At 64.6% G+C, this 22544-nt stretch carries 24 protein-coding genes, 1 tRNA gene and 1 pseudogene; 10 read left to right on the top strand and 16 right to left on the bottom strand.

Going from position 1 to position 22544, the window contains the following annotated elements; genetic code table 11:
* Positions 1-187: 187 nt before the first annotated feature.
* A complete protein-coding gene (locus tag EHH60_RS19565) occupies positions 188-1738 on the top strand; it encodes a L,D-transpeptidase (protein WP_124161080.1) in 1551 nt (516 codons plus the stop codon).
* 30 nt (positions 1739-1768) lie between these two features.
* Here EHH60_RS19565 and EHH60_RS19570 read toward each other — a convergent pair whose 3' ends face one another.
* The 4 genes from EHH60_RS19570 to EHH60_RS19585 all read right to left on the bottom strand — a co-directional run bounded on the left by EHH60_RS19570 (position 1769) and on the right by EHH60_RS19585 (position 5083).
* Positions 1769-2590, bottom strand: a complete 822-nt coding sequence (locus EHH60_RS19570) for an enoyl-CoA hydratase/isomerase family protein (RefSeq protein WP_245454530.1) — start codon at positions 2588-2590, stop codon at positions 1769-1771.
* Between the two features lie 132 nt (positions 2591-2722).
* Positions 2723-3370 (bottom strand): cysteine hydrolase family protein, encoded by a 648-nt coding sequence (locus EHH60_RS19575; protein WP_124161082.1) that lies wholly within the window; start codon positions 3368-3370, stop codon positions 2723-2725.
* 14 nt (positions 3371-3384) lie between these two features.
* Positions 3385-3912 carry a hypothetical protein gene (locus EHH60_RS19580; RefSeq protein WP_124161083.1) on the bottom strand — a complete coding sequence of 176 codons (528 nt, stop codon included), beginning with the start codon at positions 3910-3912 and terminating at the stop codon, positions 3385-3387.
* 358 nt (positions 3913-4270) lie between these two features.
* Positions 4271-5083: a class I SAM-dependent methyltransferase gene (locus EHH60_RS19585; RefSeq protein ID WP_124161084.1), complete on the bottom strand. Its 813-nt coding sequence runs from the start codon at positions 5081-5083 to the stop codon at positions 4271-4273.
* Positions 5084-5153: 70 nt separating this feature from the next.
* Between EHH60_RS19585 and EHH60_RS19590 the strand changes: the two are divergent.
* Positions 5154-5350 (top strand): annotated as a pseudogene (locus tag EHH60_RS19590) (carboxymuconolactone decarboxylase family protein); the annotation flags it as partial.
* Positions 5351-5600: 250 nt separating this feature from the next.
* Here the strand turns inward: EHH60_RS19590 and EHH60_RS19600 are convergent.
* The 4 genes from EHH60_RS19600 to EHH60_RS19615 are packed head-to-tail and all read right to left on the bottom strand — an operon-like array spanning position 5601 to position 8146.
* On the bottom strand, positions 5601-6110 hold the full coding sequence (locus EHH60_RS19600; protein WP_124161085.1) for a DoxX family protein: 510 nt from the start codon (positions 6108-6110) through the stop codon (positions 5601-5603).
* The gene (locus tag EHH60_RS19605) at positions 6111-6890 is read right to left on the bottom strand and encodes an HvfC/BufC N-terminal domain-containing protein (RefSeq protein WP_124161086.1); all 780 of its coding nucleotides are present in this window, start codon (positions 6888-6890) and stop codon (positions 6111-6113) included. It abuts the gene before it with no gap.
* Positions 6880-7797 (bottom strand): MNIO family bufferin maturase, encoded by a 918-nt coding sequence (gene bufB / locus EHH60_RS19610; RefSeq protein ID WP_124161087.1) that lies wholly within the window; start codon positions 7795-7797, stop codon positions 6880-6882. Before bufB ends, EHH60_RS19605 begins: the two co-directional genes overlap by 11 nt.
* Before the next feature lie 43 nt (positions 7798-7840).
* A complete protein-coding gene (locus EHH60_RS19615) occupies positions 7841-8146 on the bottom strand; it encodes a BufA1 family periplasmic bufferin-type metallophore (RefSeq protein WP_061879360.1) in 306 nt (101 codons plus the stop codon).
* 304 nt (positions 8147-8450) lie between these two features.
* Here EHH60_RS19615 and EHH60_RS19620 point away from each other — a divergent pair, with 304 nt between their 5' ends.
* The 3 genes from EHH60_RS19620 (at position 8451) to EHH60_RS19630 (ending at position 12509) form a co-directional block, all read left to right on the top strand.
* The gene (locus EHH60_RS19620) at positions 8451-10544 is read left to right on the top strand and encodes an adenylate/guanylate cyclase domain-containing protein (RefSeq protein WP_124161088.1); all 2094 of its coding nucleotides are present in this window, start codon (positions 8451-8453) and stop codon (positions 10542-10544) included.
* Positions 10545-10624: 80 nt separating this feature from the next.
* Complete coding sequence (locus EHH60_RS19625; protein WP_124161089.1) at positions 10625-11209, top strand: HutD/Ves family protein; 585 nt, start codon at positions 10625-10627, stop codon at positions 11207-11209.
* Between the two features lie 109 nt (positions 11210-11318).
* Positions 11319-12509 carry an adenylate/guanylate cyclase domain-containing protein gene (locus EHH60_RS19630; protein ID WP_124161090.1) on the top strand — a complete coding sequence of 397 codons (1191 nt, stop codon included), beginning with the start codon at positions 11319-11321 and terminating at the stop codon, positions 12507-12509.
* Positions 12510-12527: 18 nt separating this feature from the next.
* On the opposite strand, the gene EHH60_RS19635 is transcribed toward EHH60_RS19630, so the two are convergent.
* The 4 genes from EHH60_RS19635 to EHH60_RS19650 form a co-directional block, all read right to left on the bottom strand.
* Positions 12528-12824 carry a hypothetical protein gene (locus tag EHH60_RS19635; RefSeq protein ID WP_124161091.1) on the bottom strand — a complete coding sequence of 99 codons (297 nt, stop codon included), beginning with the start codon at positions 12822-12824 and terminating at the stop codon, positions 12528-12530.
* Between the two features lie 153 nt (positions 12825-12977).
* Complete coding sequence (locus EHH60_RS19640) at positions 12978-13157, bottom strand: hypothetical protein (RefSeq protein WP_124161092.1); 180 nt, start codon at positions 13155-13157, stop codon at positions 12978-12980.
* Positions 13158-13245: 88 nt separating this feature from the next.
* Positions 13246-13452, bottom strand: a complete 207-nt coding sequence (locus tag EHH60_RS19645; RefSeq protein ID WP_124161093.1) for a hypothetical protein — start codon at positions 13450-13452, stop codon at positions 13246-13248.
* A gap of 148 nt (positions 13453-13600) precedes the next feature.
* Entirely contained in the window at positions 13601-13969 is a 369-nt protein-coding gene (locus EHH60_RS19650) for a rhodanese-like domain-containing protein (RefSeq protein WP_124161094.1), read from the bottom strand.
* Between the two features lie 660 nt (positions 13970-14629).
* Between EHH60_RS19650 and EHH60_RS19660 the strand changes: the two genes are divergently transcribed.
* The 4 genes from EHH60_RS19660 to ku all read left to right on the top strand — a co-directional run bounded on the left by EHH60_RS19660 (position 14630) and on the right by ku (position 17233).
* Positions 14630-14818 (top strand): hypothetical protein, encoded by a 189-nt coding sequence (locus tag EHH60_RS19660; RefSeq protein ID WP_245454531.1) that lies wholly within the window; start codon positions 14630-14632, stop codon positions 14816-14818.
* A 1-nt stretch (position 14819) separates the two neighbouring features.
* The gene (locus EHH60_RS19665) at positions 14820-15032 is read left to right on the top strand and encodes a hypothetical protein (protein WP_124161097.1); all 213 of its coding nucleotides are present in this window, start codon (positions 14820-14822) and stop codon (positions 15030-15032) included.
* A gap of 277 nt (positions 15033-15309) precedes the next feature.
* Positions 15310-16107 carry an adenylate/guanylate cyclase domain-containing protein gene (locus EHH60_RS19670; protein ID WP_124161098.1) on the top strand — a complete coding sequence of 266 codons (798 nt, stop codon included), beginning with the start codon at positions 15310-15312 and terminating at the stop codon, positions 16105-16107.
* A gap of 184 nt (positions 16108-16291) precedes the next feature.
* Complete coding sequence (gene ku, locus EHH60_RS19675; protein ID WP_124161099.1) at positions 16292-17233, top strand: non-homologous end joining protein Ku; 942 nt, start codon at positions 16292-16294, stop codon at positions 17231-17233.
* A gap of 60 nt (positions 17234-17293) precedes the next feature.
* Here the strand turns inward: ku and EHH60_RS19680 are convergent, their stop codons facing one another.
* Entirely contained in the window at positions 17294-17563 is a 270-nt protein-coding gene (locus tag EHH60_RS19680) for a hypothetical protein (RefSeq protein ID WP_124161100.1), read from the bottom strand.
* Between the two features lie 245 nt (positions 17564-17808).
* On the opposite strand from EHH60_RS19680, the gene EHH60_RS19685 reads away from it, so the two are divergent.
* Positions 17809-18285, top strand: a complete 477-nt coding sequence (locus tag EHH60_RS19685) for a DUF3833 family protein (RefSeq protein ID WP_124161101.1) — start codon at positions 17809-17811, stop codon at positions 18283-18285.
* A gap of 264 nt (positions 18286-18549) precedes the next feature.
* Here EHH60_RS19685 and EHH60_RS19690 read toward each other — a convergent pair whose 3' ends face one another.
* The 3 genes from EHH60_RS19690 to EHH60_RS19700 form a co-directional block, all read right to left on the bottom strand.
* Positions 18550-19143, bottom strand: a complete 594-nt coding sequence (locus tag EHH60_RS19690) for a MarR family winged helix-turn-helix transcriptional regulator (RefSeq protein WP_349629072.1) — start codon at positions 19141-19143, stop codon at positions 18550-18552.
* Between the two features lie 1996 nt (positions 19144-21139).
* Positions 21140-21215: transfer RNA gene (locus tag EHH60_RS19695), tRNA-Ile, on the bottom strand.
* A gap of 335 nt (positions 21216-21550) precedes the next feature.
* Complete coding sequence (locus EHH60_RS19700; RefSeq protein WP_124161102.1) at positions 21551-22525, bottom strand: Bug family tripartite tricarboxylate transporter substrate binding protein; 975 nt, start codon at positions 22523-22525, stop codon at positions 21551-21553.
* Positions 22526-22544: the final 19 nt, after the last annotated feature.

Raw genomic sequence — 22544 nt, forward strand, 5'->3', positions numbered from 1 at the left:
GTTCGGGCAAGTCCCGGCCGAAGGCCGCCTTCCGCCTGCGCAAACCGTCGTATATGAGTGATTTATCGCCGGAACGTGCCGAATCTCGCCACAGACGGAACGTAAGGCGGCTGCGATTTCTTAATCCAATGATTCCAATCTGACGCGTGATCGACACAGGCGGACTGGCAATTCGACCGAGGATGGCATGAAAAACCGACTGACGACGGCGCGTTCCACCGTGGCGATGCGGCGTTGGGGGCCTCCCGGAATTGTGGCGTTGGCGTCAATGGTCGCATTGGCGGCGACGCCCGCAACCGCCGCCAAGCAGCCGCGTCAGGCGGTCGAGGCCGTGGCGCCGCGTGTGGCCGGCGAGCCGATCATGGCGATCGTGTCGATCAAGAGCCAGCAGGTCACTTTCTACGATGCCGACGGCTGGATCATGCGCGCGCCGGTGTCGACCGGGACGACGGGCCGCGAGACGCCGGCCGGCGTGTTCGCCATCGTCGAGAAGGACAAGGACCACCGCTCGACCATGTATGACGATGCCTGGATGCCGAACATGCTGCGCATCACCTGGAACGGTATCGCGCTGCATGGCGGACCGCTGCCCGGCTATGCCGCCTCGCATGGCTGCGTGCGCATGCCGTTCGGCTTTGCCGAGAACCTGTTCGACAAGACGAATATCGGGATGCGCGTGATCATCTCGCCGCACGACGCGGCCCCGGCCGACTTCTCCCACCCCTCGCTGTTCGTGCCGAAGCCGGACGCCATCGCGGCCGCGCCCGGCCTGGCCGACAAGCTCTCCGCCGAGGCCGAGGAGGCCACGCGGGCCGCCGATGCGGCCAGGAAGGCTGCTTCTGCCGCCGCGAAGGAAGCTGCCTCGCTTCCCGCCGCGCTGCGCAAGCTGGAACAGCAGAAGGCCCGCGCCGATGCCGAGCTCGCCCTCGCCGAAAAGACGCTCGCGAACGCCAGGACCGATCAGGCCCGCGCCAAGGCCGAGGAGCTGAAGCAAAAGGCGGCGGCCAAGGCTGCCGACGCGACGACACAGCTCGATGCCGCCAGGGCCGCCGCACAGCCGAAGCGCGATGCAGTGGCCGCCACGAAGGAAGCCGCGAAGGCGGCCGCGACCCGGAAAGCCGACGCCGTGAAGGCGGCGACCGACGCGAAGCTCGCAGGCGAGCCGGTCTCGGTCTACATCAGCCGCGCGACGCAGAAGCTCTACGTGCGGCGGAACACGCACAAGCCGGCGCCCGATGGCGGCGGCGAGGTGTTCGACACCAGCATCGAGGTTCCCGTCACGATCCGCAATCCCGACCAGCCGCTGGGTACGCATGTCTTCACCGCGATGGCGAAGACCGATACCGGCCTGCGCTGGAACGTGGTCACGATCGAGAACGGCGACGAGGCGAGGAACGCGCTCGACCGCATCACCATCCCGCAAGACGTGTGGGATCGCATCGGGCCGACTGCGTTGCCGCGCTCGTCGATCATCGTCTCGGACGAGCCCCTCAGCAGCGAGACCAACTACCGCACCGAGTTCGTCGCCGTGCTGAGCAACGAGCCGCAGGGCGGTTTCATCACGCGCAAGCCGACCGCGCCTGCCATGATCGCGAGCGACGATGGCTGGGACAACGGCGGGAACGGCTTCTTCTTCTTCCAGCAGCGCGATCCCTACGTGCAGCCGGCCAATCCGCGCCGGCGCAGCCAATACCAGTACTATCAGCCGGCGCAGCCGATGCAGCGCGGCTTCTGGTAGGAATGCGCCGCGCGCATCGTCGCTGTGACATCATCCGAGGTCGGCCACCGCCTGGCCCAGCCGCAGCTCAATGTCGGAACGGAGCTGGAGGCCGCGTTCGACCAGAGCCGCCGCACGCGCGCGGCTGGCTGGGTGAGATGCCGAGCTGAAGAAGGCCGACAGCGCCGCCGGAAAGACGCCGTCCGCAGGGAGCGTGACGTCGTTCATCAGGGCCTTGGCACCGACCAGCGCGTGCTTTTCGAACGAGGCGAGGCGGCGTGCGAACGCATCGACGAATGCCTCGATCTCACTGTCCGGCAGGGCTCTATTGACGTAGCCGTAGCGCTCGGCGAGGTCGGCTGAAAAATCGTCGGCGCCCAAGATCACCTCCAGCCCGCGCCCGCGTCCCATCAGGCCGGCCAGCCGCGCCATCGGATTTCCGCCGGGCACCGAGCCGAGCCCGACCTCGAACTGCCCCAGGATCGCGCGCTCGCGACTGGCGAAGCGCATATCGCAGGCGAGGACGAATTCGCTCCCCGCACCGCGTGCGCGGCCACGGATCTCGGCAATGGAGGCGACCGGCGCCCGCGACAGCCGCACGAGCACGTCGATCCACGGGTGCATTCCGGTCGGACCGGGCGGCATCGCCGCGACCTTGGTCTTGTCGGCAAGCACGTCCCAATGCGCGAGGAAGAAATCAGGGTCGGCACTCCGGAATACCACAACCTTCACATGCGCATCGGTTTCGAGCGCCGCAACCAGCGCCTGCAGTTCGCCGATCGTGTCCGGATCGATCAGGTTGATGGGCGGATTGTTGAATGTGGCGGTCCAGAATCCTGGCAGCGACTTCTCGATCGTGATCTGCCGGCTCACTGCTGTCTCCATGTGATGTTGCGAGGGATGTTCGGTCGCATTCGGGCTTGTTGCCCGCGTCGGTGCGCAGGCATTTCCGCGCGAATGCCGCCCGATCCGGTTCAACCGTCCCGGGCTTTCGTCGGATCAAGATCACACGGCAGCGGTGATCGCCCGGTTTGACGACAGCGCCGCGACGACCTCGTCCGTCGTCACGATCGCGCTGGCGTAGTTGGGCATGTTGATGTCGAGCGCTGCGTGCATCATCTCTTCGGAGTAATCGGCAACCGCATCCCTGACGACCGTGACGTCGTAGCCGAGTTCGGCAGCAAAGCGGACCGTCGCTTCGATGCAGGTGTGCGCGACCAGTCCGATGACGATGAGCCGCTGGATGCCGTGCCGCTTCAGCTGGAGATCCAGATCGGTATTGGCGAAGCCACTGGAGCACCAATGCTCGCTGGCGACGATCTCGCCGGGTGCGGGCACGAACTCGGCGCGGAATTCGCCGCCCCAGGTGCCGAATTCGAAGCTCCTGTTCCTCCACGCTCTCCGCTGGATCGGCGCAATGTACTTCCAGGATGCATAATCGCCTTCGCGGTAGCGATGGTGCATGGCGTAGACGACGCGAAGCTTCGCGTCGCGCGCGGCCTGCAGGACCTGTTGCATGTGTGGAACGCAATTGTTCGATTCGGCGATGGCCCTGATCCGCGGCCAGATCTTGCCGCCTTCCGAAATGAAGTCGTTGTAGGGATCGACCACCAGGAGCGCCGTGACGGTCTTGTCGTAGGATAGGTCGGTCATGGGACTCTCCGTCGTCAGGCGTTCGCCAGGGCCGCGCGCTCGATGCTTGCAGCGAACAATGGCGTTTCGCCCTGATTGTGAGCGATCGAGGCGGGCTGGCGCTGGGCGCGAAACAGGTCGAACGGAATGCCCTGCTTGCCGATGAACGACATGAACTTGTCCGTCGCGTACGACCTTACGCGGTTGGTGAACTCGCACTTGCCGGGCTCGATCTCCTTCACGCTCAACTCCCAGGTCACGTGAATGGTGGTGCGTCCATTGGGCGTGAACACGTCGGAGGTGGAATCGAGGATCAGATGGTCCTTCTCGCCCAGCGTCTCGACATAGTGTTGCACCATGAGGCTGCCGCCGATGATCTCGACATTGATGGACATCCGCTTGCCGTCCGGCGCCGTCGTGAAGCCCGCGGCGATGTGCGCGGGCGAGCAACCCTGATATTCGCGTTCCGGCAGGTTGAAGCACCATTCGGGGAGGTCGATCCGGTCGATCGGTGCGTTGATGATGGCGGTGAAACTTGAATCAACGATCTGGTTATCGGTCATCTCCGGAACTCCTCATGGGTTGCAGGCTCGAGGCTTCGCGGCTCCGTGTCCCAACGCTGCCCAATGTGCTCGCAGGGGTGGCTGGCCGCTCGTCCTGCGACCAAACTGGCGCGGGCCGCCGGAAATTGCTCGTTATGGGTTGTTATAGGTCGTTAGCCTCCGAGGAGCCGTGGAAAGCGCGCGGAAAACGCGCAGACCGTCGCCCGGCGCCGATCGGACCGGCCGGTGTTAGGGACTGCGAGATTCTGTTATGGCGGTGATCGGGAGGCCGCAGCTCTGCGCCTGCCGGCCCGATGCATGCGCGCGCCGTTGGTCTTGAAGGCGAACCCGGTGGCGCAGTGGATTACGCTCCGCGCAACTACCCGCGTGCCTCGATCACGATAGCCTGGATCTTGCCCTCGACCGGGCCGGGCCCATGGCGCGTCCGGATCGCCTCGGCAACGATATCGGTCGCCGCCTGAAGCTTGCCGGCATCCCTTGCCTCGATCTCGCTGCGCAGCGGCGTGCCCTGGCAGAGCGCAATGGCGGCGTATTCGGCCGACGGCGCGCGGCTGATTTCAGGTCGGGTTTCGATCAATATGTCACGGAAGCCCGCCCGTTCGAGGTCGCTTCTGATGACGGACTTGTCGCAATAGCCGTGCGGCGTCCGCACCATGAAACGAGGTGGATCGTCTGGAAACAGCTCTTCGAGCGCGACCGTTGCTTCCTGCGCGAGCACATTGTCCTCGATGCGATCCCAGACGTTGAAGACGAACGTGCCGTCGCCCTTCAGCACTCGCTTCACCTCTCCGTACGCCCTGATCCGGTCCGGAAAGAACATCGCGCCGAACTGGCAGCAGACCACGTCGAACTCGGCATCGGCGAAGGGCAGGTCCATTCCGTCCGCCTGGCGCCAGGTGATGCGATCATCACCCGCCTGCCGCTGTGCGGCGACCGCGAGCATCGGTTCGTTCAGATCGGTCGCAACGTAGCGGATGCCGCGCGGCAGCGCCGCTGCCACGGCGCGCGTCACCGCCCCGGTGCCGGCCGCGATCTCCAGCAGCGCGGAGGGTGAGAGCGCCGCGACGCGTCTTGCGATGTCCTCGGCGTAGACGGCGAAGATCATCGGAACGAGATATTCGTCGTAGAGTCTGGGGATCGAGCCGGCGAAGACCTTGTCAGTGTCGGGCATGCTTGCCTCCCTGAAGGTTCGGATACGGCTTCAGGTTAGCATGGTTTGGCCTCGGTCCTTACGTCGTCTTCGCGAGGCGGTCGAGAACGTCCGCGTGGCGGAGGCGACCTTAGCAGCCGCGAGAAAACACTTCAGTGACCAGGAGATCGTCGATCGTCGCGCTCGGCTTCTACATGATGATGGCGCGCCTGACCGAGGCGACCGAGACCGATCTCGATCGCGGCCGGCATGAAGGTCTATGACGGCGGCAGGAGGCCGGGTGGCTGAGATGGCGGAGACCGATAGCAAGCCGGACCGTTACATTCGTCCGCCGAGCGCGGAATCGCTGGGCAACCCCCGGGTACGGAACGCCTGAAAAGGGGCGTCGCATCCTCATCGTCGGCGGCGGCCAGCGCACTTGCATTGCAAAGTGAGCCTCGAAGGATGAGCTACGGGCGCTTGCAGCCTATCCTTCGAGGCGCGCAAGAGCGCGCACCTCAGGATGACGGCGTGCTTGTGGATAGACAAGATCGTGTGCCTATCGCTCCGGCGAACGCGCGCGACAGATCAGATGATCGAGCGAAATGTGCCCCGGCCCGTAGGCCATGATGCCGAGCGCCATAGCGGCCCAGGTGAGGTGGATCGGCCAGCCGTCTGGCACTGTGAGCTCCACGATCAGCGTCATGAACAGCAGTCCCAGCGCTGCGAACCGCGTGCCCAGTCCCAGCACCAGCAGGACCGGGAACATGATCTCGCCCGAACCCGACAGGAAGGCCATCACCGTCGGCGCCGGAAAGTGGTAAGGCCCACCCGGCAGATGCAGCATGAACTCGTCACTGAACAGCGTCACGGCGGTGTCGTTGAGCCTGAGGAAGCCGTCCCATTTGAGGATGCCCGAGCGCCAGAACGGCACGGCCAGCGCGATACGCAGCACGAGCTGCACCAGCGAAGGGACGACAATCATTTGGACCAGATGATTGGCCCTCTCGACGAGCAGTCCTGGCGAGAGCGGGCCGCTGTCGGTGCTCATGTGCTGGTCCGTGATCATTCATTGGTCTCCGCAAGCGAGCGAGGTGAAGGCGCCGGCCTCGATCAGTCCGGCGATGTTCGCGGCGATGTCGAATTCGCTCGAGGCTTCCAGCGCCGACGCCGCGGCCTCGCCGAGCGGCCGTCCCGAGATCAGGCAGTCTGCGAACACTGCACCGCCCGGCGGGAGGCGGCGCACGGCGACGTCGCATTCGGGGCGCGTGATCAGGGCATCCTCCGGCGTGGAGGCATCGATGCGCGTGACCGGTGCATCGTCGCGGTTGGCGGCAAAGATCGTCACGGCCGCGTATTGCGAGCGCAGGCATCGTGCGGCCGGGTGTGGAACGAACACCAGATCGGCCAATCGATCGGGCGTCACCGCCGACAGCCGGGCCGGCGACAGCGGAAGCGCGTCGGCAGCGTGATAGGCATCGAGCCAGGCGCGTTCGATGCGGGCGACGTCGGGGAGCCAGGGCATGGCCAGCGCATGCTCATACCGCGCGATGAACTCCGGGAAATCGCGGCCGTACTCGAACAGCAGCGGCGATGCCGGTGGGTTGCTCCGGACGTGGGAACGCGCCATGGCGCGGAAGAAGTCGGCGCCGGTGATGCGCTGGACTGCCGGATAGATTGCGGCCAGCGCGTCGATCAGGCTGACGGTGACGTTGTTGCGGTAGACGTCGTAGCGTCGGCCGGCGGCCTTGCCGTTCGGGCCGGTCAGGCCGTCGGGCGTGCTGCGCGCCGGATCCAGCAGCGCCGGCGCGAACGAAGCGGTGAAGGACAGGCCGGGTTCAGGCGGCACGACGGTCTCCTGCGGGCGCGGCGGACTGATGACGGTCGAGGATCGCCTGGGCCGCGAAGGCTTCCGCCTGCAGCACCGGCCAGTCCGGTATCTTGCTGTCCCATTCGATCAGCGTCGGCACCGCGCCGCGGCGCCGGATCACGATCTCGTAGAGCGTCCAGACAGCGTCGGCGACCGGGCCATCGTGGCTATCGATCAACAGCAGGTCACCTTCTTCATCGGCCTGCTCGGCATGGCCCGCGAGATGAATTTCCCCGACGCGCGACAGCGGGAAGTCCGCGAGGTATTCCAGCGCCGAGAATCCCTGGTTGGTGGCGGAGACGAACACATTGTTGACGTCGAGCAGCAGGCCGCAACCGGTGCGCTCTGCGACGGCGCGAATGAACTCGGTCTCGCTCATCGAGGATTCGCGAAACGCGACATAGGTCGAGGGGTTTTCCAGCAGCAGCGGACGGCGGATCGCCTCCTGCACCTGGTCGATGTGATCGCAAACGCAAGCGAGCGTCGCTCCGGTATAGGGCAGGGGCAGAAGATCGTTGAAGAAGCTGGTCTCATGCGTCGACCAGGCGAGATGCTCGGAGACCAGCGCCGGCTGATAGCGTGCGACCAGGCCGCGGAAGCGCGCCAGATGCGCCTTGTCGAGCGGCTTGGGCCCGCCGATCGACATGCACACGCCATGCAGCGAGAGCGGATGGTCGCGGCGGATCGCCTCCAGCGCACGATGCGGCGGGCCGCCGGCGCCCATGTAGTTCTCGGCGTGGACCTCGAAGAAGCCGCGCCGAGGTCCCGCCTCCAGGATATCAGGGAGATGCTCCGGCTTGAAGCTCGTCCCGGCGACGCCGCCGATGGGCATCACGAAGCGGAGCGGCACGGCCGCAGATCCGGTCGACTTGATCTCCGTGCTCATCGTGCTGCTCCGTTCGTGCTTGCTGGCGATGCCCCGCCGGCCGTTACACCGGCTTCAGCGAACCCTTCTTGCCGTTCGGCAGCTCGATGCTGGTGCAGGTGCCGCCCTGCACGAATTTCCAGGCGTTGCCCTGGAAGTCGACGGTCGAGGTGCCCTGGCAGGTCGTGCCCGGACCTGCCGCGCAATCGTTCTGGCCCTTCAGTGCGACGCCGAAGCACTTTTCCTTCTTGGCGGCGACGGCCGCATCGCCCTCTGCCTTGGTCAGTGGCCCGGCGGCGGCAAGGGTCGCAAGCGCGGTCGACATCGCGCCGGCGAGGACGAGGGAGGTGACAGCATGTTTGGCAGACATCGAATTCTCCTGTTCGAGATGGCATCGCCTGACAGGCGGCTGCGCATGATCTCTTTCGCTCCGCTCGCCACCTGCGTTACCGGCAGGCTGCTCACGAGTCCGTGAGACCGATTGGATCGGGCGCACGGGCGGTGCGCTCGAGCGGCGATTAGCGGGCAAGCGGCGGCGCGAAGCCAATGCCCAGATTCTATCGAGATGGTAGCCAGCGGGCATTGGCTGCGCGCGCTCGCTCCTGCCAGACGTAACGAACGGGCATCGGCGGCGTAAGAATGTCAGTGACTCGCGACGAGGCGCGAAAGCAGCGATGAATGTCGATCCCGAACGACGGCTTCGCGCGATCGCAGGGCTGACGGTCAGCATCCGCCTTGCGGTCTCCGCGCTGGTCCTGGCGGCAATCCTGCTGACGTCCGCCCTCTGCAGCCTGTTGTGGTGGCGCACGGCGGAAGCGACCAGCCGGCAGCTCGCCTCCACCATCAACGAGCAGATCGTGGCGGCGGTGCGCAAGGAGGTGTCGGCGATCGTCGACGAGGCGCGCGCCGCCCGCACCGCCATCCGCACGCTGTTCCTCCAGAACGTGCTCGATACCCGCGAGGCCGACAAGCGCGAGTTCGTCTTTCTCTCGCAATTGCAGTCGCAGGCGACGATTTCCTGGGTCGCGTTCGGCTGGCCCGACGGCTCCTTCTTCGCCGCGCACAAGCTCGGCGATCGCCGGCTGGAGATGATGGAGATCTCGCTGACCGACCATGCCGGCCAGCGCCGCGTCGATGAATATGACGTGGTGCCCGGCGACATCGAGTTCGCCAACCGCCGGTTCGAGCCGACCGGATTCCGCGTCGCCGACCAGGCCTGGTTCAAGGCCGGGCTGACCGCGGATGATCCGCAATGGTTCAGGGTGCTGGACCATGCGACCGGCGTGCGGCCGTCGATCGCCTTTGCAGGACCGATCGACGTCTATCAGGAGCGGCAAGGCGTACTGGCCGTCGTCATCGAATACACCAGGCTCGCGCGATTCCTGTCGCAGCTCGAGGTCGGGCGCACGGGGACCGCCTTCATCGTCGATGGCAGCGGCGAGCTCGTCGCCGCGCCGGACAAGGATGCCGACGAGCTTCATCCGGCGCGCGGCGACACGGCGCTGCTGCCGCTCGCGCGCCTGGCGCTTCACAAGGCGGGCGAGGCCGGCGGCAGGGAGGCCTGGCGGAGCCGGCTCACGTCGGGCGGCGCTACCTATGAAGTCGCGCTGACGCCGCTGCCGTTTCCCGGCTGGTCGCTCGCGACCGTGATCCCCGAGGCCGAATTTCTCGGGCCGGTCGAGACGACGCTGCGGCGTCTGATCCTCGGCCTTGCCGTCGGCGCCGTGCTCGCGGCGCTGGCCTCGGCGGTGCTGGCGCGCTCAGTCATCGCCGCGCCGCTGTCACGCGTTGCCGGCGAGCTGCGCCATGTCGAGGCCTTCGCGCTGGAGCAGGTCCGCCGCCATCCGTCGCGGCTCAGGGAAATCGCGAGCCTGTCGGGCGCGATTGCAGAGATGGCGGCCGGATTGTCCGCCTTCCGCAAGTTCATCCCGGCGGACCTCGTCCGCGGCTTGCTGCGCCAGGGCGTCGAGGCGAGGCCCGGCGGCAGCGTCCAGGAGCTCAGCGTGATGTTCATCGACATTGCCGGCTTTACGGGGCTGTCCGAGCGGCTGGGCGATCGCGTGGTGCCGCTGCTGTCGCGCTATCTCGATATCACCTCGGAGATCATCGTCGCCAATGGCGGGACCATCGACAAGTTCATCGGGGACGCCGTGATGGCGTTCTGGGGCGCGCCGCAGCCGCAAGACGATCACGCCGCGCGATGCTGTCGCGCGGCGCTCGCCTGCCGGAGGGCGATCGAAGAATCGGGTCTCGTCGACGATCTCGGGCAGCCGCTCCAGATCCGTATCGGCATCAATTCGGGCCGCATGCTGGTCGGCAATATCGGCTCGGAGCTGCGGCTGAACTACACCGTGATCGGCGATGCCGTGAACGTCGCCAGCCGGCTCGAAGGCGCCAACAAATCCTATGGCACGCAGATCCTGATCGGCGCGAGGACCGAACGTCTGGCGCGCGGTGCCGTCATCACGCGCGAGATCGACAGCATCGCGGTCTACGGACGCGAGGAGGGGATCTCCGTCCACGAGCTGATCGGGATCGCGGGCGAAACGGCCGCTGGCGACACGATCGGCTGGATCGCGGATTACGAGCGCGGTCTCTCCGCCTATCGTGCGCGGCGGTTCGCCGACGCGCTCGCCGACTTCGAGATGGTGTTGAAACAGCGCGGCTGCGATCGTCCGGCAGAGCTGATGCGTGACCGTTGCCGGCAGTTCGCCGCGACGTCGCCTGATAACGCCTGGCGACCGGTGGCAGCATTGGCGTCGAAATAGCGGCGTACACCCAATTCGGGCTCCAGTGGCTGCCGTGAAAACCGGTGGCAAAGCCGGTCCATCCCGCGCATGATGTGGACATGAAAACCACGCTGCTCAAACCTGACGACTACACCCGCTCACCCTGGAAGAACGGCGGCGGCATCTTCACCGACATTGCGGACGCTCATCGGGACGATGCGGCGCAGAAGAGCTGGGACAGCCTGCTGTGGCGCTTTGCCTCGACGCCGATCGCGGCGCCCGGTCCCTTCTCCTACATGCCCGGTATCGACCGCTTGCAGATGGTCGTCGATGGGCGCGGGCTCGTACTGAAGTCGCCCACGCAGGAATTCGACGAACGTGAACCTTTCACGACCGTGCGCTTCACCGGCGAGCTCGAGATCGTCACCGAGCTCGAGGCCGGTCCGGTCGAGGTCGTGAACCTGATGGCGCGGCGCGGTGCGGCGGAGATTGATCTCCTCGCGCTCAGGGAGCCCGGCGAGCGGCCGCTCGCGGTGGGCACCCATCTCGTCTACGCCGCGCGCGGCGAATGCCGCATCCGTCTCGATGGCGAGAATTTTACGGTTCCCGGCCAAGGCACACTGAAAGTCGAGCTGACGGAGCCGGTGATGCTTGCGCTCGCGTCGGGCGTCGCCGTGCTGGGATCGATCCGGCTGCTCGCTTAGGCCGCCGCTGCGGCGCTCTCCCGCTGCCCATGCAATTGGTCAGGTTGACGCCGCCCGCCCGGGGCGTGATATCTGCTTCGGTAGCAGACCGCAGCTTGAGGGGCAGGATATGAACGCGCCAGACAACCATGCCCCCACGCCTGCCGACGGCGTCATCGACTGGCTGACCAACGGCACGCGCGACGAGCGCTTCATCGACGACATCTTCGCGCAGATGTGCATCCGCCTGCAGCAGGACGGCATTCCCGTGAAGCGTGCGACGCTCCACGTGTTGATCAATCACCCGCAATGGCTGGGCGCCCGCATGATGTGGTCCGACGGGAGCCGCGAGGCCGAGATTGCGCTGGTCGACTATGAAGTTCGCGAGCGGCCCGAATATATCGGCAGCGCCGCCCACGAGATCCATGACGGCGCCACCGAGCTGCGGGAGAGGCTCGAGCAGGATCCCTCGCTCGGCCGCAAGCACGCCCTCTATGACGAGATGCGCGCCAGGGGCCTCACCGATTATGTCGCCTGGCCGCTCTACCATACGCTCGGCAAGCGCCACATCGTCACCTTCGCGACCGACCGGCCCGGCGGCTTCGACGATGCGCATATCGCGGGCCTTAAGAAGCTGCTGCCGGTGCTGGCGCTGGTCAGCGAGATCCGTATCAAGAACCGGCTGGCACGGACGCTGCTGGAGACCTATGTCGGCTCCCATGCCGGCGAGCTGATCCTTGCCGGCGCCACGAGGCGCGGCACCGGCACGACGGTCCGCGCCGCGATCATGATCTGCGACCTCAGGGATTTCACCAAGATTTCCGACAACTGGCCGCGCGACGACGTCATCGACCTGCTCAACGACTATTTCGACGCGATGTCGGAGCCGATTGCGCGACACGGCGGCGAGATCCTGAAATTCATCGGCGACGGACTGCTCGCGATCTTCCCGCTCAGCGCGCCCGACGCCTGCGCGAACCTGCTGCATGCCGTGGCCGAGGCCCGGCAGGCCATGGCTGCGCTGAACGAGCGGAACAGCGGCACCGGCCGCGCGCCGCTGAACTACGGCATCGGCGTCCATGTCGGCGACGTCATGTACGGCAATATCGGATCGACCAGCCGGCTCGACTTCACCGTGATCGGCCCGGCCGTCAACATGGCCTCCCGCCTCGAGGCGCTGACCAAGACGATCGGCAAGAAGGTGCTGCTGTCGCGTGCCTTCGCCGAACTGGTGGAGAAAGAGTTCGCGCTTGAGCATGTCGGCCGGCACGAGGTGCGCGGCTTCAACGAGCCGATCGATCTGTTCGCGTATCCGGAGTGAGGGCGCGAGCTTCCGCCCCTATTTGCGGTTCGTTCCCATCGTGCCGGCCCCCGGTGCCTTCATCTGGCCGCCCTGGCTTTGCCTGGTGTCATTGTCCCCGGGGCGCTCCGTCTTTGATTTCGCCGGTGCGCTCGAGCCGCCGCTGTTGGCGTCCGATGACGTGTTGAGGCCCGACGCGCCCGCGCCCGTCGTGCCGCCTGTTCCGGTTGCATCGATGCTCGATCCGGTTCTGGAGGCACCCGCGCCGCCTTGGGCGAACGCGGAAGGTTGAGACGCGAGAGCTGCAATGAGCCCTGCCAGAACAAGCGCTTTCATGTTCGCTCCTTTCGCTCGCGATCAGGCGGCCCCGGCCGTCCGGGGGCGGTTCGTGCCGGGGCCGCCATTGCCGGATCACGTGGGGATCCGGCGCGGGCCAATGCGCGGGAACGCCTGGTCGTTCCAAATCCTGCGGGGCGCGGCGGGCTGCCGCTACGCCGACCAGCGATCCTGCTCTTCCTGGTGCGCGTGCTCGTTCAGCCGGTCGGCGATCTCATCGGCAATCTGCTCCGATTCGGCCTCGGCGACGTGCTCGCCCTTGTGGGTCTTCAGCTTGTCCTTGTCGGCTACGATCGGGAAGTCGTCGGGCTTCAGTTCGCTATCCTTGCCCATGGCGCGCCTCACTGTGTTCCAGGTGAGGAGAACACGCGTGACGGCCAATCGTTGCTACGAAGATGAAGTCCCGATCGACGCAGCAAGGTCAGGCGCCGCCAATGGCCCGAATGACGGTGCCGCTCCCGCCGCAGGTCGCGCAAGGCGCGCCGTCGATACGCCCCTTGCCGTGGCACTCGGGACAGATGTCTTCGCCGGTGCCCATGGTTCCGGGCGGGGCTTCATCGCCGGGATTGAGCGTGGGCTGTGTTCCCGTCCTTGCGACTTTCGCGTCGGAAGCCTTCGTCTTGGTCATCTGCACCTCCTCGAAAGGACCGCAACGCGCCTTGCCGCAGGAAGTGCCATTCGGGGCGCGCGGCACCAAGGTCCGCGCCCCCCGGATCAATCGTTCATGGCCGTGATATGCGAGCGCCAGGAAACGGGAACCGCGCTGCCTGTTCCGCCTATTTCTCGACCGCCCCGGACCAATCCTTGAACCCGCCGACGTTGTAGACCTTGTCGTAGCCCATATCCTTCAGCACCTTCCCGGCCAGCGCCGATCTGCCGCCGGACGCGCAATAGAGGATGACGGTCTTGGTCTTGTCGAACGCCTTGTCGTGATAGGGCGACTCCGGATCGGCGCGAAACTCCAGCATCCCGCGCGAGACGTTCACGGCCCCGGCGATCTTGCCACTGGCGGCGACTTCCGGCGCATCGCGAACGTCGACGACCAGCGTGTTGCCGCTTCTGATCATCTCGGCCGCCTGCTCCGACGTGATCTTCGGGACCGCCGCGTTGGCAGCTTCCAGCATTTGCTTGACACTCGTTGCCATGGGTTCTCTCTGGGTTCTCTCTCCCGCCGCCCCGCGGGAGGATAGCACATCGCTTTTGACTGCGCCTCCTCCGGTCGATGGACGCCGTGCAAGCGGGCGTTTGCCGGCCCCCTCATGTGCCGGGCCGGGCGTCGTGCGGATGCGCAATTGAGGACGCCTTGGTGAAAGAGATCGCCGCGCAGCTCTCGTAAGCTGGCTTCGTTGGCGGCCTAAAGCATGATCCGGAAAAGTGCACAGCGGTTTTCCGAAAAGATCATGCTTAAACAATCACCTAAAGCGCGATGATGATCCTGATCGCATTGCGCTTTAGACGACGAGTGCCGCCCGCGTCATCGGGAGGCGAGGCAAGCCCCGGTGCAACAGAAGAGGTGATCGGCGACATCAGGCGCGACAACGAGAGGAGACGTCAATGCCAACCTGCTCCGCAAATCTTCATGGCCAAACCGGACGCTGTGCCGTCTGCGACGGCCGATTCGGTCTTGTCAGGTATTACGCGTGGCGCAACTCGCTCTGCTCGAAGAAGTGCGTCGAACGTCTCGCGACCCGCCGCCGGGACGACCGCGACTGGTTCGGCCGTGTCCCTATCGCCATCGACGTTTCTCCAGAGAACCGCGCGAGGATGCTATGACCCTGCAGATGTCACGACGAGGCAAGCAATACATGGAAACGGCGCAGAGCCTGCTGCGCGCTGCGATGAGCATGACCGACGAGGTGGTCGCGACCCGGCTGAAGCTGCTGGCCGATGACTATCAGCGGCGCGCCGAAAAGGCCTCCAGCGTCGACGCCGCCAAACCGGCGACGCGCCCGGCGGCCAGGCCCGAATACGATTGGCCGCAGGAGCTCGTGTGAGATGATCAGGATCATCGCCGTGCTCTGCAGCCTGTCATCTCCGACGGACTGTCATGAACAGATCGTCACGACCTCGGACTTCGCCGACGTCACGATGCAGTCCTGCCTGATCGGCGCGCCGCAGCTCGCCGAATGGATGGCGCAGCATCCGGCCGAACGTCTGGCCGGGTGGCGCTGCACGATCGGCCAACAGGGCGGCGGCAGAGGAATTTAGATTGCCCGCTGGCGGGCGCAGTGCAGGGCAATCGCAAATGGCATCTCGTTCAGGCGGAGGCCAGGCGCATCGGTGCCCGTTGAAACTGCTGCCGCGCACTCCATCCTCATCCTGAGGCCCGCCAACGGCGTGCGTCTCGAAGCATGGCCATAAGGGACCTCGCTTCCACATGCGATTGCTCTGCAGGCGGAGGGCGGGACGGGAGTCCGGTTGCCAACGCCGGGTTGTGCGACTAGCTTTTGCGAAAGCGACGCAAACGGTCCTTGGCCGCACGTTCATGCCGAAATTCCTTCGCATCGGTGTCCATCAGTCCAACGTCTCCGGGTACACGTCGAAGGCGTGGTGCGTCAGGCGCGTTGGCTCGGCGGTCTTCCTGAAGTGGGGCGCGGTGGAGGTGCATGGCGCCGGTGCCGGCCGCAAGGTCTACTGGTCGCGTCTGCCGCAGGAGAAGACGGTTCGTTGCGGCACCGCGCAGCGCGCGCAGGACTACACCAAGGCCGCGATCGCGCGGCGCCGCAATCATCGCTACGAGCCGCTGACCGGCCCCATCGCCAACCGGCGTCCTTCGGCCGCGCGCGGCACCGAGCTCAAGCAGGCGCTCGCCACCATCCTGATCGTCGACATCGTCGGCTCCACCGCGAAGGCCGCCAAGCTCGGCGATGCGCGCTGGACCAAGGTGATGGGCCACTATTACGCCGCCGTTCGCAAGGAGCTGAAGACGTGCGGCGGCAAGGAGGTCGTGACCACCGGCGACGGCGTGCTCGCGACCTTCAAGAAGCCCGCCGCCGGCATCGCCTGCGCGACCGCGATCCAGAAGGCCATGCGCACGCTCGGCCTCGAGATCCGGGTCGGCCTGCACGCCGGCGAATACACCATCAGCGGCGGCGAAATGGTCGGCCTCGCCTTCCACATCGGCACCCGCGTCGCCGCAAAGGCGCGCGCGGGCGAGGTGCTGGTGTCGAGCGCGGTGAAGGAGCTGATGACGGCGCAGTCCGCGATCAGCCTGAGGGATCACGGCGTGCACCGGCTCAAGGGCGTGCCGGAAAGGTGGAGGCTGTGGCGGGTGGAGGGGTGAGGGCGAGGCGCGTCCGTTCACGGGATGTGCCGGATGCGGGCCCGCTTCCGGCCGAAACCGATCCCGCCCAGGCCGGCTGCGCTCGGCCAGCTCGCGTCCCGCGTTTTTCTGCACAAGCCATGTCGGAACCCAGGCCGGCCGTTCGTCTTGAATCCGAGCCGCCTCGAACCGGAGTTCTGCGTACATGGCCCCGCGCGCCAACTGGAAAGGCTTCCTGAGACTGTCCCTCGTCACCTGTCCCGTGGCGCTCTATCCGGCCACGTCCGAGAGCGAGAAGATCTCGTTCAACCAGCTCAACCGGCAGACCGGCCACCGCATCAAATACGTGAAAGTCGATGCGGACACCGGCGACGAGGTGCCGAACGAGGACATCGTCAAGGGCTATGAGCTCGAGAAGGGCCAATACATCGAGGTGTCCAAGGAGGAGCTCGAGGAGATCGCGCTGGAGTCCACGCGCACCATCGAGATCGACGAGTTCGTCGCCCGGTCGGACATCGACCCCCGCTATCTGATCCGCCCCTATTACATCCGGCCCGACGGCAAGGTCGGCCATGACGCCTTCGCGGTGATCCGCGAGACCATCCGCGAGATGGACAAGGTCGCGATCGGGCGGGTGGTGCTGACCAACCGCGAGCACATCATCGCGCTGGAGCCGATGGACAAGGGCCTCGTCGGTACCCTCCTGCGCTATCCCTACGAGGTGCGCAGCGAGCAGGACTATTTCGACGACATCCAGGATGTGAAAGTCACCAAGGACATGCTCGATCTCGCCAGGCACATCGTCAACCAGAAGGCTGGACGATTCGCTCCCGAGAAGTTCGAGGACCATTACAAGACCGCGCTGATCGAGCTGATCAACGAAAAGCGCGCCGGCAAGGTCATCCGGCCGAAGGAGCGGCCGAAGGGCGAGAACGTCGTCGACCTCATGGAAGCGCTGCGGCGCAGCGTCGGGAAGGAAGCCGGGAAGCAGGCCGCGCCTGCGAAGGCGGTCAAGCCGGCGAAGAAGCCGAGGAAGGCGGCGGCCGGCCAGAAGGAGATGCTGATGCCGATCGCAGGCAAGAAGGCGGCCGCCAAGGAGACGTCCGCGAAGAAGCAGGCCTCAGCGGCGCGGCGGAAATCGGCATGAAGCATCCGGTGACGCCGGACGCTACTTCGTAGTCGTACGCGAAGCTCCTTGCCGCAGGCCTCAAAGGCTCTCGTCCGGACACTCCGGACACGCATCGCCGATCGAATCGAGGACATCGTTGATCTCCGCGACGGCCTGATCCGCGGAGACGCCGTCCGGCGGATGCTTCCGCGCAAGCGCGAGCGCGCGTGTCCGAGCGTGCGGGTCGGCACGATCCCTGGCCCAGCCGTGCTCCTCGCATTCGTGGATGGCGCCAGCCTCTTGCAGCACATTGACGGCCCATCCGCGCAGCGTGCGGATCGCCGGCCGTCTTTCCTTCGTCATCAGCATGAGAACCGCTCCTCGCCGGGACGAATCCGTCCGCCCGCCCGCTCGTTCCCGGCGGTTAGCACGGGTCAGGGATTCCCAAACGGTAGGGCTGGGCTTGTCCACGTGTTCCCAAGGGCTGTGGAGAACGCGAGGGGTTGACGCGGTCTGCATGCGCCGCAAGCACGCGACCGGGCTAGGCGGGTCTTTGCTGCGGAACCCGGGGCCGAGAGGCGACTTGAGTGGTCATCGGTTTCGGAGGAAAAGCCATGGCCATAGACGCGTTCGCCGGCACCACACCGGTGTTTCTCCCTGAGCGGTTCTTCGTTGGCCGCTTGGAAGGCTGGGCGGTGGTCGAAAGCCTCGTCGGCGGGCTTCTGAAGCGGGCGACGATCACGGCTCATGGCGAGCTCGACGCGGACACCGATACTGTCGTCCTGACCGAAACCTACACCTTCGATGACGGTCACAGCGACACGCTGCGCTGGACGATTCACAAGCTGGACGAAGGTCGATACACCGGCCATGAGAACCGCCTGGAAGGCGAAGCCACCGGCGAGCAGGCCGGTTGTGCATTCCATTGGACGTACACGCGCGATACGCCTCAAGGCGATGGCAAGTCGTTCAAGCTGAACTTCGATGACTGGTTCTACGCGATCGATGATCGCGCCTGCATCGTTCGCGGAAGCGCCGGGCGTGCGGGCATCCCTTTCGCGACGGCGCATGTTACGTATCGGAAGCTATAGGTTTGGACTCGGCGGTGACAGTACATTCAATCGGTGCGAAGCGGCATGCGCCGGCCATTTAGTGCACTGTCACCGTAATTCCAATCGCTCAAATGGGCGCCCGTCTTGGCAATGAGTTCCGCGACCCTTGCGCCACCTCAACGCATCTTCATAAAAGCTTCATAGATTAGCCAACGTAGCCGAGCGGCGCCGCCACGACGTTGCTGAGGTTATGGCCCCGGACTCCCAGGCGCTCCGGGGCCCGGATGCATCCTTGCCCGAGAACTAGACGGGGAAAGCGCCGCTCTCTCTACGCTCGAAATTGAAGCACAGAAGATCGATTTCGGATGCGTCGACATCGGCCCGAAAGAATCTGCACGTATATTCAGGCTGCTTTCTGCTCGCACGGTTGGAGGTTGCCTCACCTAGGAAAATGCACTTTCTGCAATTATCCGCATGGTGACGATCACGGCGCGCGTCCAGTTGCTCCAATATCTGGCGAAGCAAATCACGAAAGTTTTTTGCGCCAAGTTCAAGCGCAGCAATCGCGTGAACGAGCTGCGTAATTGGATCCGTTAAAAGGAGCTTTTCTCCTCGCGGAGTTACATCAAGGATCACCGAGCGCTTGTCTTGATCAGAATTTCGGCGCTGAAGGTAGCCCTTGTCTTCGAGACGCTTGACTGTCTGAGAAGCGGTAGCACGACTTGTGCCGACGAACTGGGCTAATCCGGAGGGTGTTCGCGAGAATCTGTTCGCGCGCGCGAGAAAGCGCAGCGCCATCCACTCTCGATCACGCAATCCGTCGAGAGTATCGTCGAACTGCCAACTGCTCGCGGCTTGAATTAGCAGGTCGACTGCTTCCCGTGCTGCCGTAATCATCCTCGCCCTCTCGTATGCTCTGGCAATACACAGGTCAGAGCTAACAGCGCACGAAGAAAATGACGTCTACATACGAAGGTTTGCAATCAGCGCTTGTGCGGCCACGTTGACGATCATCTGCAATAGGCCATTCTTTACATGAACCTGACAAGACTTGCCGCCGACGGTGCGGCAGTTCCACAGCCAACGCAATGGTGAGCGGCAGATCGCTTCAATTCATCTTTGTGCCGCAGCTTCCTGAGAAATTGGCGCTGCTCCTGAATGTCCCGAACCTCATTGACCTGCCTTTGCTTCTATTCGCCTGCTGGTTCTGCGGGCGCGGAAGCATTGGGCCCATGATCAAGGAAGAGCCCACCCGATGATCGCCTGCTCTATAGTCGGCGCTGAACGATCCAGCACGAACTGGGGAAACGGGTGGGATTTAAAGGTTTGCCTGGCCCGGGTGCCAAGCGCCGAAGATGGCTGCTGTCCAGCTCGATCACGATCCGACAGGCTGAAGAGTCACTCACCAACGTCTTGAGGACCGTTCCGTCTCCTAGAAGAATCGGCAGGTCCACGCCGCGAGGCGGGGCAGTCTGGCCTTTCGCGGCGGCCATGAGCCATACCGATGAACCGGTCTCAAGCGTCCAATGATGCGTGTGCGCCGACCAATTCAACCGCATTCCTCCGGTCAGGGCGAGACGCGATCGTCCAAGCTACGGAAGATCGAACTTGATGATCGACAAACCATCCGGTGGACTGATTGTCGCGTCCCGTTCGCATCGCAGGCGGCCGTGCTGAGAGGGGCCGCCTTGAGGCCTTGAGAAAGAAGCGGCTCTAGAACCTTCACGCGCATCCGCGGTTGGAGGCCGACGCCTGGTCTTTCCACTTCCGATATTCATTGCGACGTATTGTCGACGATGAAGACGTGACGTCGTCGATCAGGATGCCGATGTTGGAGATCGCACCTTGCAGACCTCAAACTATTGCAGAGATCAATCAGCAGACTGCTATCGATTGGCACGGGAAACACAGGATGGCACCAAAAGTCGGATGCTTGGAGAGTTGGCTAGAAGTTGGCTTCGCTTAGCCAACCAGATCGATCGATATGTGAGCCATGTAAAGCAACGGGAAATCAGATCGCCGCAACGACATCAAATTACCTGGTTGTCGCGGACGGCGAAGTTTCTGACGTTCTCGCTTGGCCGTTGCTCATCGAAGCGGACAATTGTAAGTCGTGACTATAAAGATTCCGCGGCGCATCCGCTTCGAAGCCACGACTTCGCAACTCGATCCGACGTGGCGGAGCCACTCCGAAGCTCCATCGTCCTCGGCAAGAGTGTCGCTTGGGTTCGAGACGAGGTAAGCGTCATTTTCCATGCCTACCATCCCCCAGCTTTCCCAATCCAGAATGATCGCGTCTTTGTCTGCGAACCCTCGCAGCGTCGTTGTGAGTGAGAGACACAGACAGAAATCGAAGTTCATCCTTCAGCGGCGGCACTGCCCAGAATGTTCCGCCGATCAGCGTGAGCATGATCACCAGCGAGATTACGATCGAACGCGCTCGAGGTGATTTCCTTTCAACTCCCGCCCAGATGCAGAGGCCGAGGACAACTAGTGCCAACACGGGCAAGTAGACTGAGATGACAAGCACAAACGTGCCAAAGTTCTTACTGTCCCACGCAAGGGGAGTCGCAGTCATAACTGCGGCAATAGCTGCAATGACGGGCAGCCACCGTAGCCTACGAGCCGCTTTCTCCGCGGCTTGAGCAAAGGTGGTCATGGTCGCAGATTCATCGAAAAGGTTCTTGGAGTTGCAAGCACGAACCGCTTTCGACCGTTAGCTCCGGGGCGACGGCCTTCACATGCTTACTTTGATCTGTGGCGTTAGCCTGCTCAGCCGAACTCGCCTCCACAGTCCGTCTTCGCTTCCGCTGCGCTCCAGCTACGCCGGACACCACGCTTCGCCCGCCGTTCTCCGCTCGGCTGCGCCACGCGTAGCCCGAAGAGCGAAGCGTGGTGGGCCCGGCAGGACTCGAACCTGCAACCAGACCGTTATGAGCGGCCGGCTCTAACCATTGAGCTACAGGCCCCGCCGCGAGGCGGCCGCAGGAAGGCGGCCGGCAACGGTGCGCGGTTCGTTTACAGGGACGGAGGCGGGGGTGCAATGCTGGCTCTCGCGGCGGGGAACGCCGCTACACCATCATAGAGCATTTTTGAATAGCCGAAATTAGCGACGATGCCTGTATAACCCTGTTTTGCCCGACGGAGCAAACCGCTTTTTCGGAGGTTTTTTTCGAGTCGGGCGGTAACCCCTTGAAATCACTGGCCTCGTCTACTGTGCATGGGGTTGTTTTCGCAACTTTGTTTGAGAGGGCCTAGTTGGCCCCCCTCAAATGTCATGCGGCCGCGCTCGGCGGCCTGCCGCCTAGTCCACCGAGACCCCGGCGAACTCGACCACCTTGCGCCATTTCTCGGTCTCGTCCGCGACCAGCTTGCCGAACTCGGCCGGCGTCATCGGCTTGGGGATGCCGCCGGTCTCGGCGAGCTTGGCCACCAGCTTCGGGTCCTTCAGCGCTTCGCCGACGGCCTTGTTGAGGACCTCGATCACCTCGGGCGGCGTGCCCTTCGGCGCGGAGATGCCGTAGAAGCCGACCGATTCGAAGCCCGGCACGGTCTCGGCGATCGCGGGCACGTCGGGCACGCTCGGCCAGCGCTGCGGCGAGGTCACGCCCAGCGCGCGGACGTTGCCGCCCTTCACCTGCTCCATGGCCGAGGGCAGATTGTCGAAGATCAGCTGCACCTTGTTGGAGATGATGTCGGGGAAGGCGATGGCCGAGCCGCGATAGGGCACGTGCACCATGTCGCACTTCGTCATCACCTTGAACAGCTCGGCCGACATGTGCACCGAGGTGCCGTTGCCGGACGAGGCATAGGAGACCTTGCCGGGGTTGGCCTTGCAATAGTCGATGAACTCCTTGACCGACTTCGGCGGGAACGCGTTGGAGACGACCAGCATGTTGGTGAGCTGCATGATGCTGGCCACCGGCACGGTGTCGCGCAGGAAGTCGAACGGCAGCTTCTTGTAGAGCGAGGTCGAGATCGCGTTGTTGGGCGCGACGAACAGCAGGGTGTAGCCGTCCGGCGGCGAGTTGATCGCGGCGGCGGCGGCGATGTTGCCGCCGGAGCCGGTGCGGTTCTCGACGATGACCTGCTGCCCGAGCCGCTCCGACAGCCATTGCGCCATGATCCGCGCCACGATGTCGACCGGGCCGCCGGCGGCGAAGCCGATCAGCCAGTGCACGGGACGGTCGGGATAGGCGGCGGAGGCGGGAGGGGTGGTGCTGAAAAGACCTAAGAGGACTGCGAGCCCGAACAAACCGTGACGCAAAATTCGCACCATGACGTCTCCCATTGCTTTA

Origin of the sequence: Bradyrhizobium sp. RP6, from assembly GCF_003837805.1 — a bacterium.
Taxonomy (GTDB): domain Bacteria; phylum Pseudomonadota; class Alphaproteobacteria; order Rhizobiales; family Xanthobacteraceae; genus Bradyrhizobium.

Excerpts from the sequence above, each read along its gene's own strand:
- EHH60_RS19630 (WP_124161090.1), top strand. The coding sequence starts at position 11,319 with ATGAACGCGCCAGACAACCATGCCCCCACGCCTGCCGACGGCGTCATC.
- EHH60_RS19580 (WP_124161083.1), bottom strand. The coding sequence starts at position 3,912 with ATGACCGATAACCAGATCGTTGATTCAAGTTTCACCGCCATCATCAAC.
- EHH60_RS19575 (WP_124161082.1), bottom strand. The coding sequence starts at position 3,370 with ATGACCGACCTATCCTACGACAAGACCGTCACGGCGCTCCTGGTGGTC.
- EHH60_RS19650 (WP_124161094.1), bottom strand. The coding sequence starts at position 13,969 with ATGGCAACGAGTGTCAAGCAAATGCTGGAAGCTGCCAACGCGGCGGTC.
- EHH60_RS19660 (WP_245454531.1), top strand. The coding sequence starts at position 14,630 with ATGGAAACGGCGCAGAGCCTGCTGCGCGCTGCGATGAGCATGACCGAC.
- EHH60_RS19685 (WP_124161101.1), top strand. The coding sequence starts at position 17,809 with ATGGCCATAGACGCGTTCGCCGGCACCACACCGGTGTTTCTCCCTGAG.
- bufB (WP_124161087.1), bottom strand. The coding sequence starts at position 7,797 with ATGAGCACGGAGATCAAGTCGACCGGATCTGCGGCCGTGCCGCTCCGC.
- EHH60_RS19680 (WP_124161100.1), bottom strand. The coding sequence starts at position 17,563 with ATGCTGATGACGAAGGAAAGACGGCCGGCGATCCGCACGCTGCGCGGA.
- EHH60_RS19615 (WP_061879360.1), bottom strand. The coding sequence starts at position 8,146 with ATGTCTGCCAAACATGCTGTCACCTCCCTCGTCCTCGCCGGCGCGATG.
- ku (WP_124161099.1), top strand. The coding sequence starts at position 16,292 with ATGGCCCCGCGCGCCAACTGGAAAGGCTTCCTGAGACTGTCCCTCGTC.
- EHH60_RS19690 (WP_349629072.1), bottom strand. The coding sequence starts at position 19,143 with ATGATTACGGCAGCACGGGAAGCAGTCGACCTGCTAATTCAAGCCGCG.
- EHH60_RS19585 (WP_124161084.1), bottom strand. The coding sequence starts at position 5,083 with ATGCCCGACACTGACAAGGTCTTCGCCGGCTCGATCCCCAGACTCTAC.
- EHH60_RS19600 (WP_124161085.1), bottom strand. The coding sequence starts at position 6,110 with ATGATCACGGACCAGCACATGAGCACCGACAGCGGCCCGCTCTCGCCA.
- EHH60_RS19565 (WP_124161080.1), top strand. The coding sequence starts at position 188 with ATGAAAAACCGACTGACGACGGCGCGTTCCACCGTGGCGATGCGGCGT.
- EHH60_RS19670 (WP_124161098.1), top strand. The coding sequence starts at position 15,310 with ATGCCGAAATTCCTTCGCATCGGTGTCCATCAGTCCAACGTCTCCGGG.
- EHH60_RS19620 (WP_124161088.1), top strand. The coding sequence starts at position 8,451 with ATGAATGTCGATCCCGAACGACGGCTTCGCGCGATCGCAGGGCTGACG.
- EHH60_RS19635 (WP_124161091.1), bottom strand. The coding sequence starts at position 12,824 with ATGAAAGCGCTTGTTCTGGCAGGGCTCATTGCAGCTCTCGCGTCTCAA.
- EHH60_RS19700 (WP_124161102.1), bottom strand. The coding sequence starts at position 22,525 with ATGGTGCGAATTTTGCGTCACGGTTTGTTCGGGCTCGCAGTCCTCTTA.
- EHH60_RS19625 (WP_124161089.1), top strand. The coding sequence starts at position 10,625 with ATGAAAACCACGCTGCTCAAACCTGACGACTACACCCGCTCACCCTGG.
- EHH60_RS19640 (WP_124161092.1), bottom strand. The coding sequence starts at position 13,157 with ATGGGCAAGGATAGCGAACTGAAGCCCGACGACTTCCCGATCGTAGCC.
- EHH60_RS19645 (WP_124161093.1), bottom strand. The coding sequence starts at position 13,452 with ATGACCAAGACGAAGGCTTCCGACGCGAAAGTCGCAAGGACGGGAACA.
- EHH60_RS19665 (WP_124161097.1), top strand. The coding sequence starts at position 14,820 with ATGATCAGGATCATCGCCGTGCTCTGCAGCCTGTCATCTCCGACGGAC.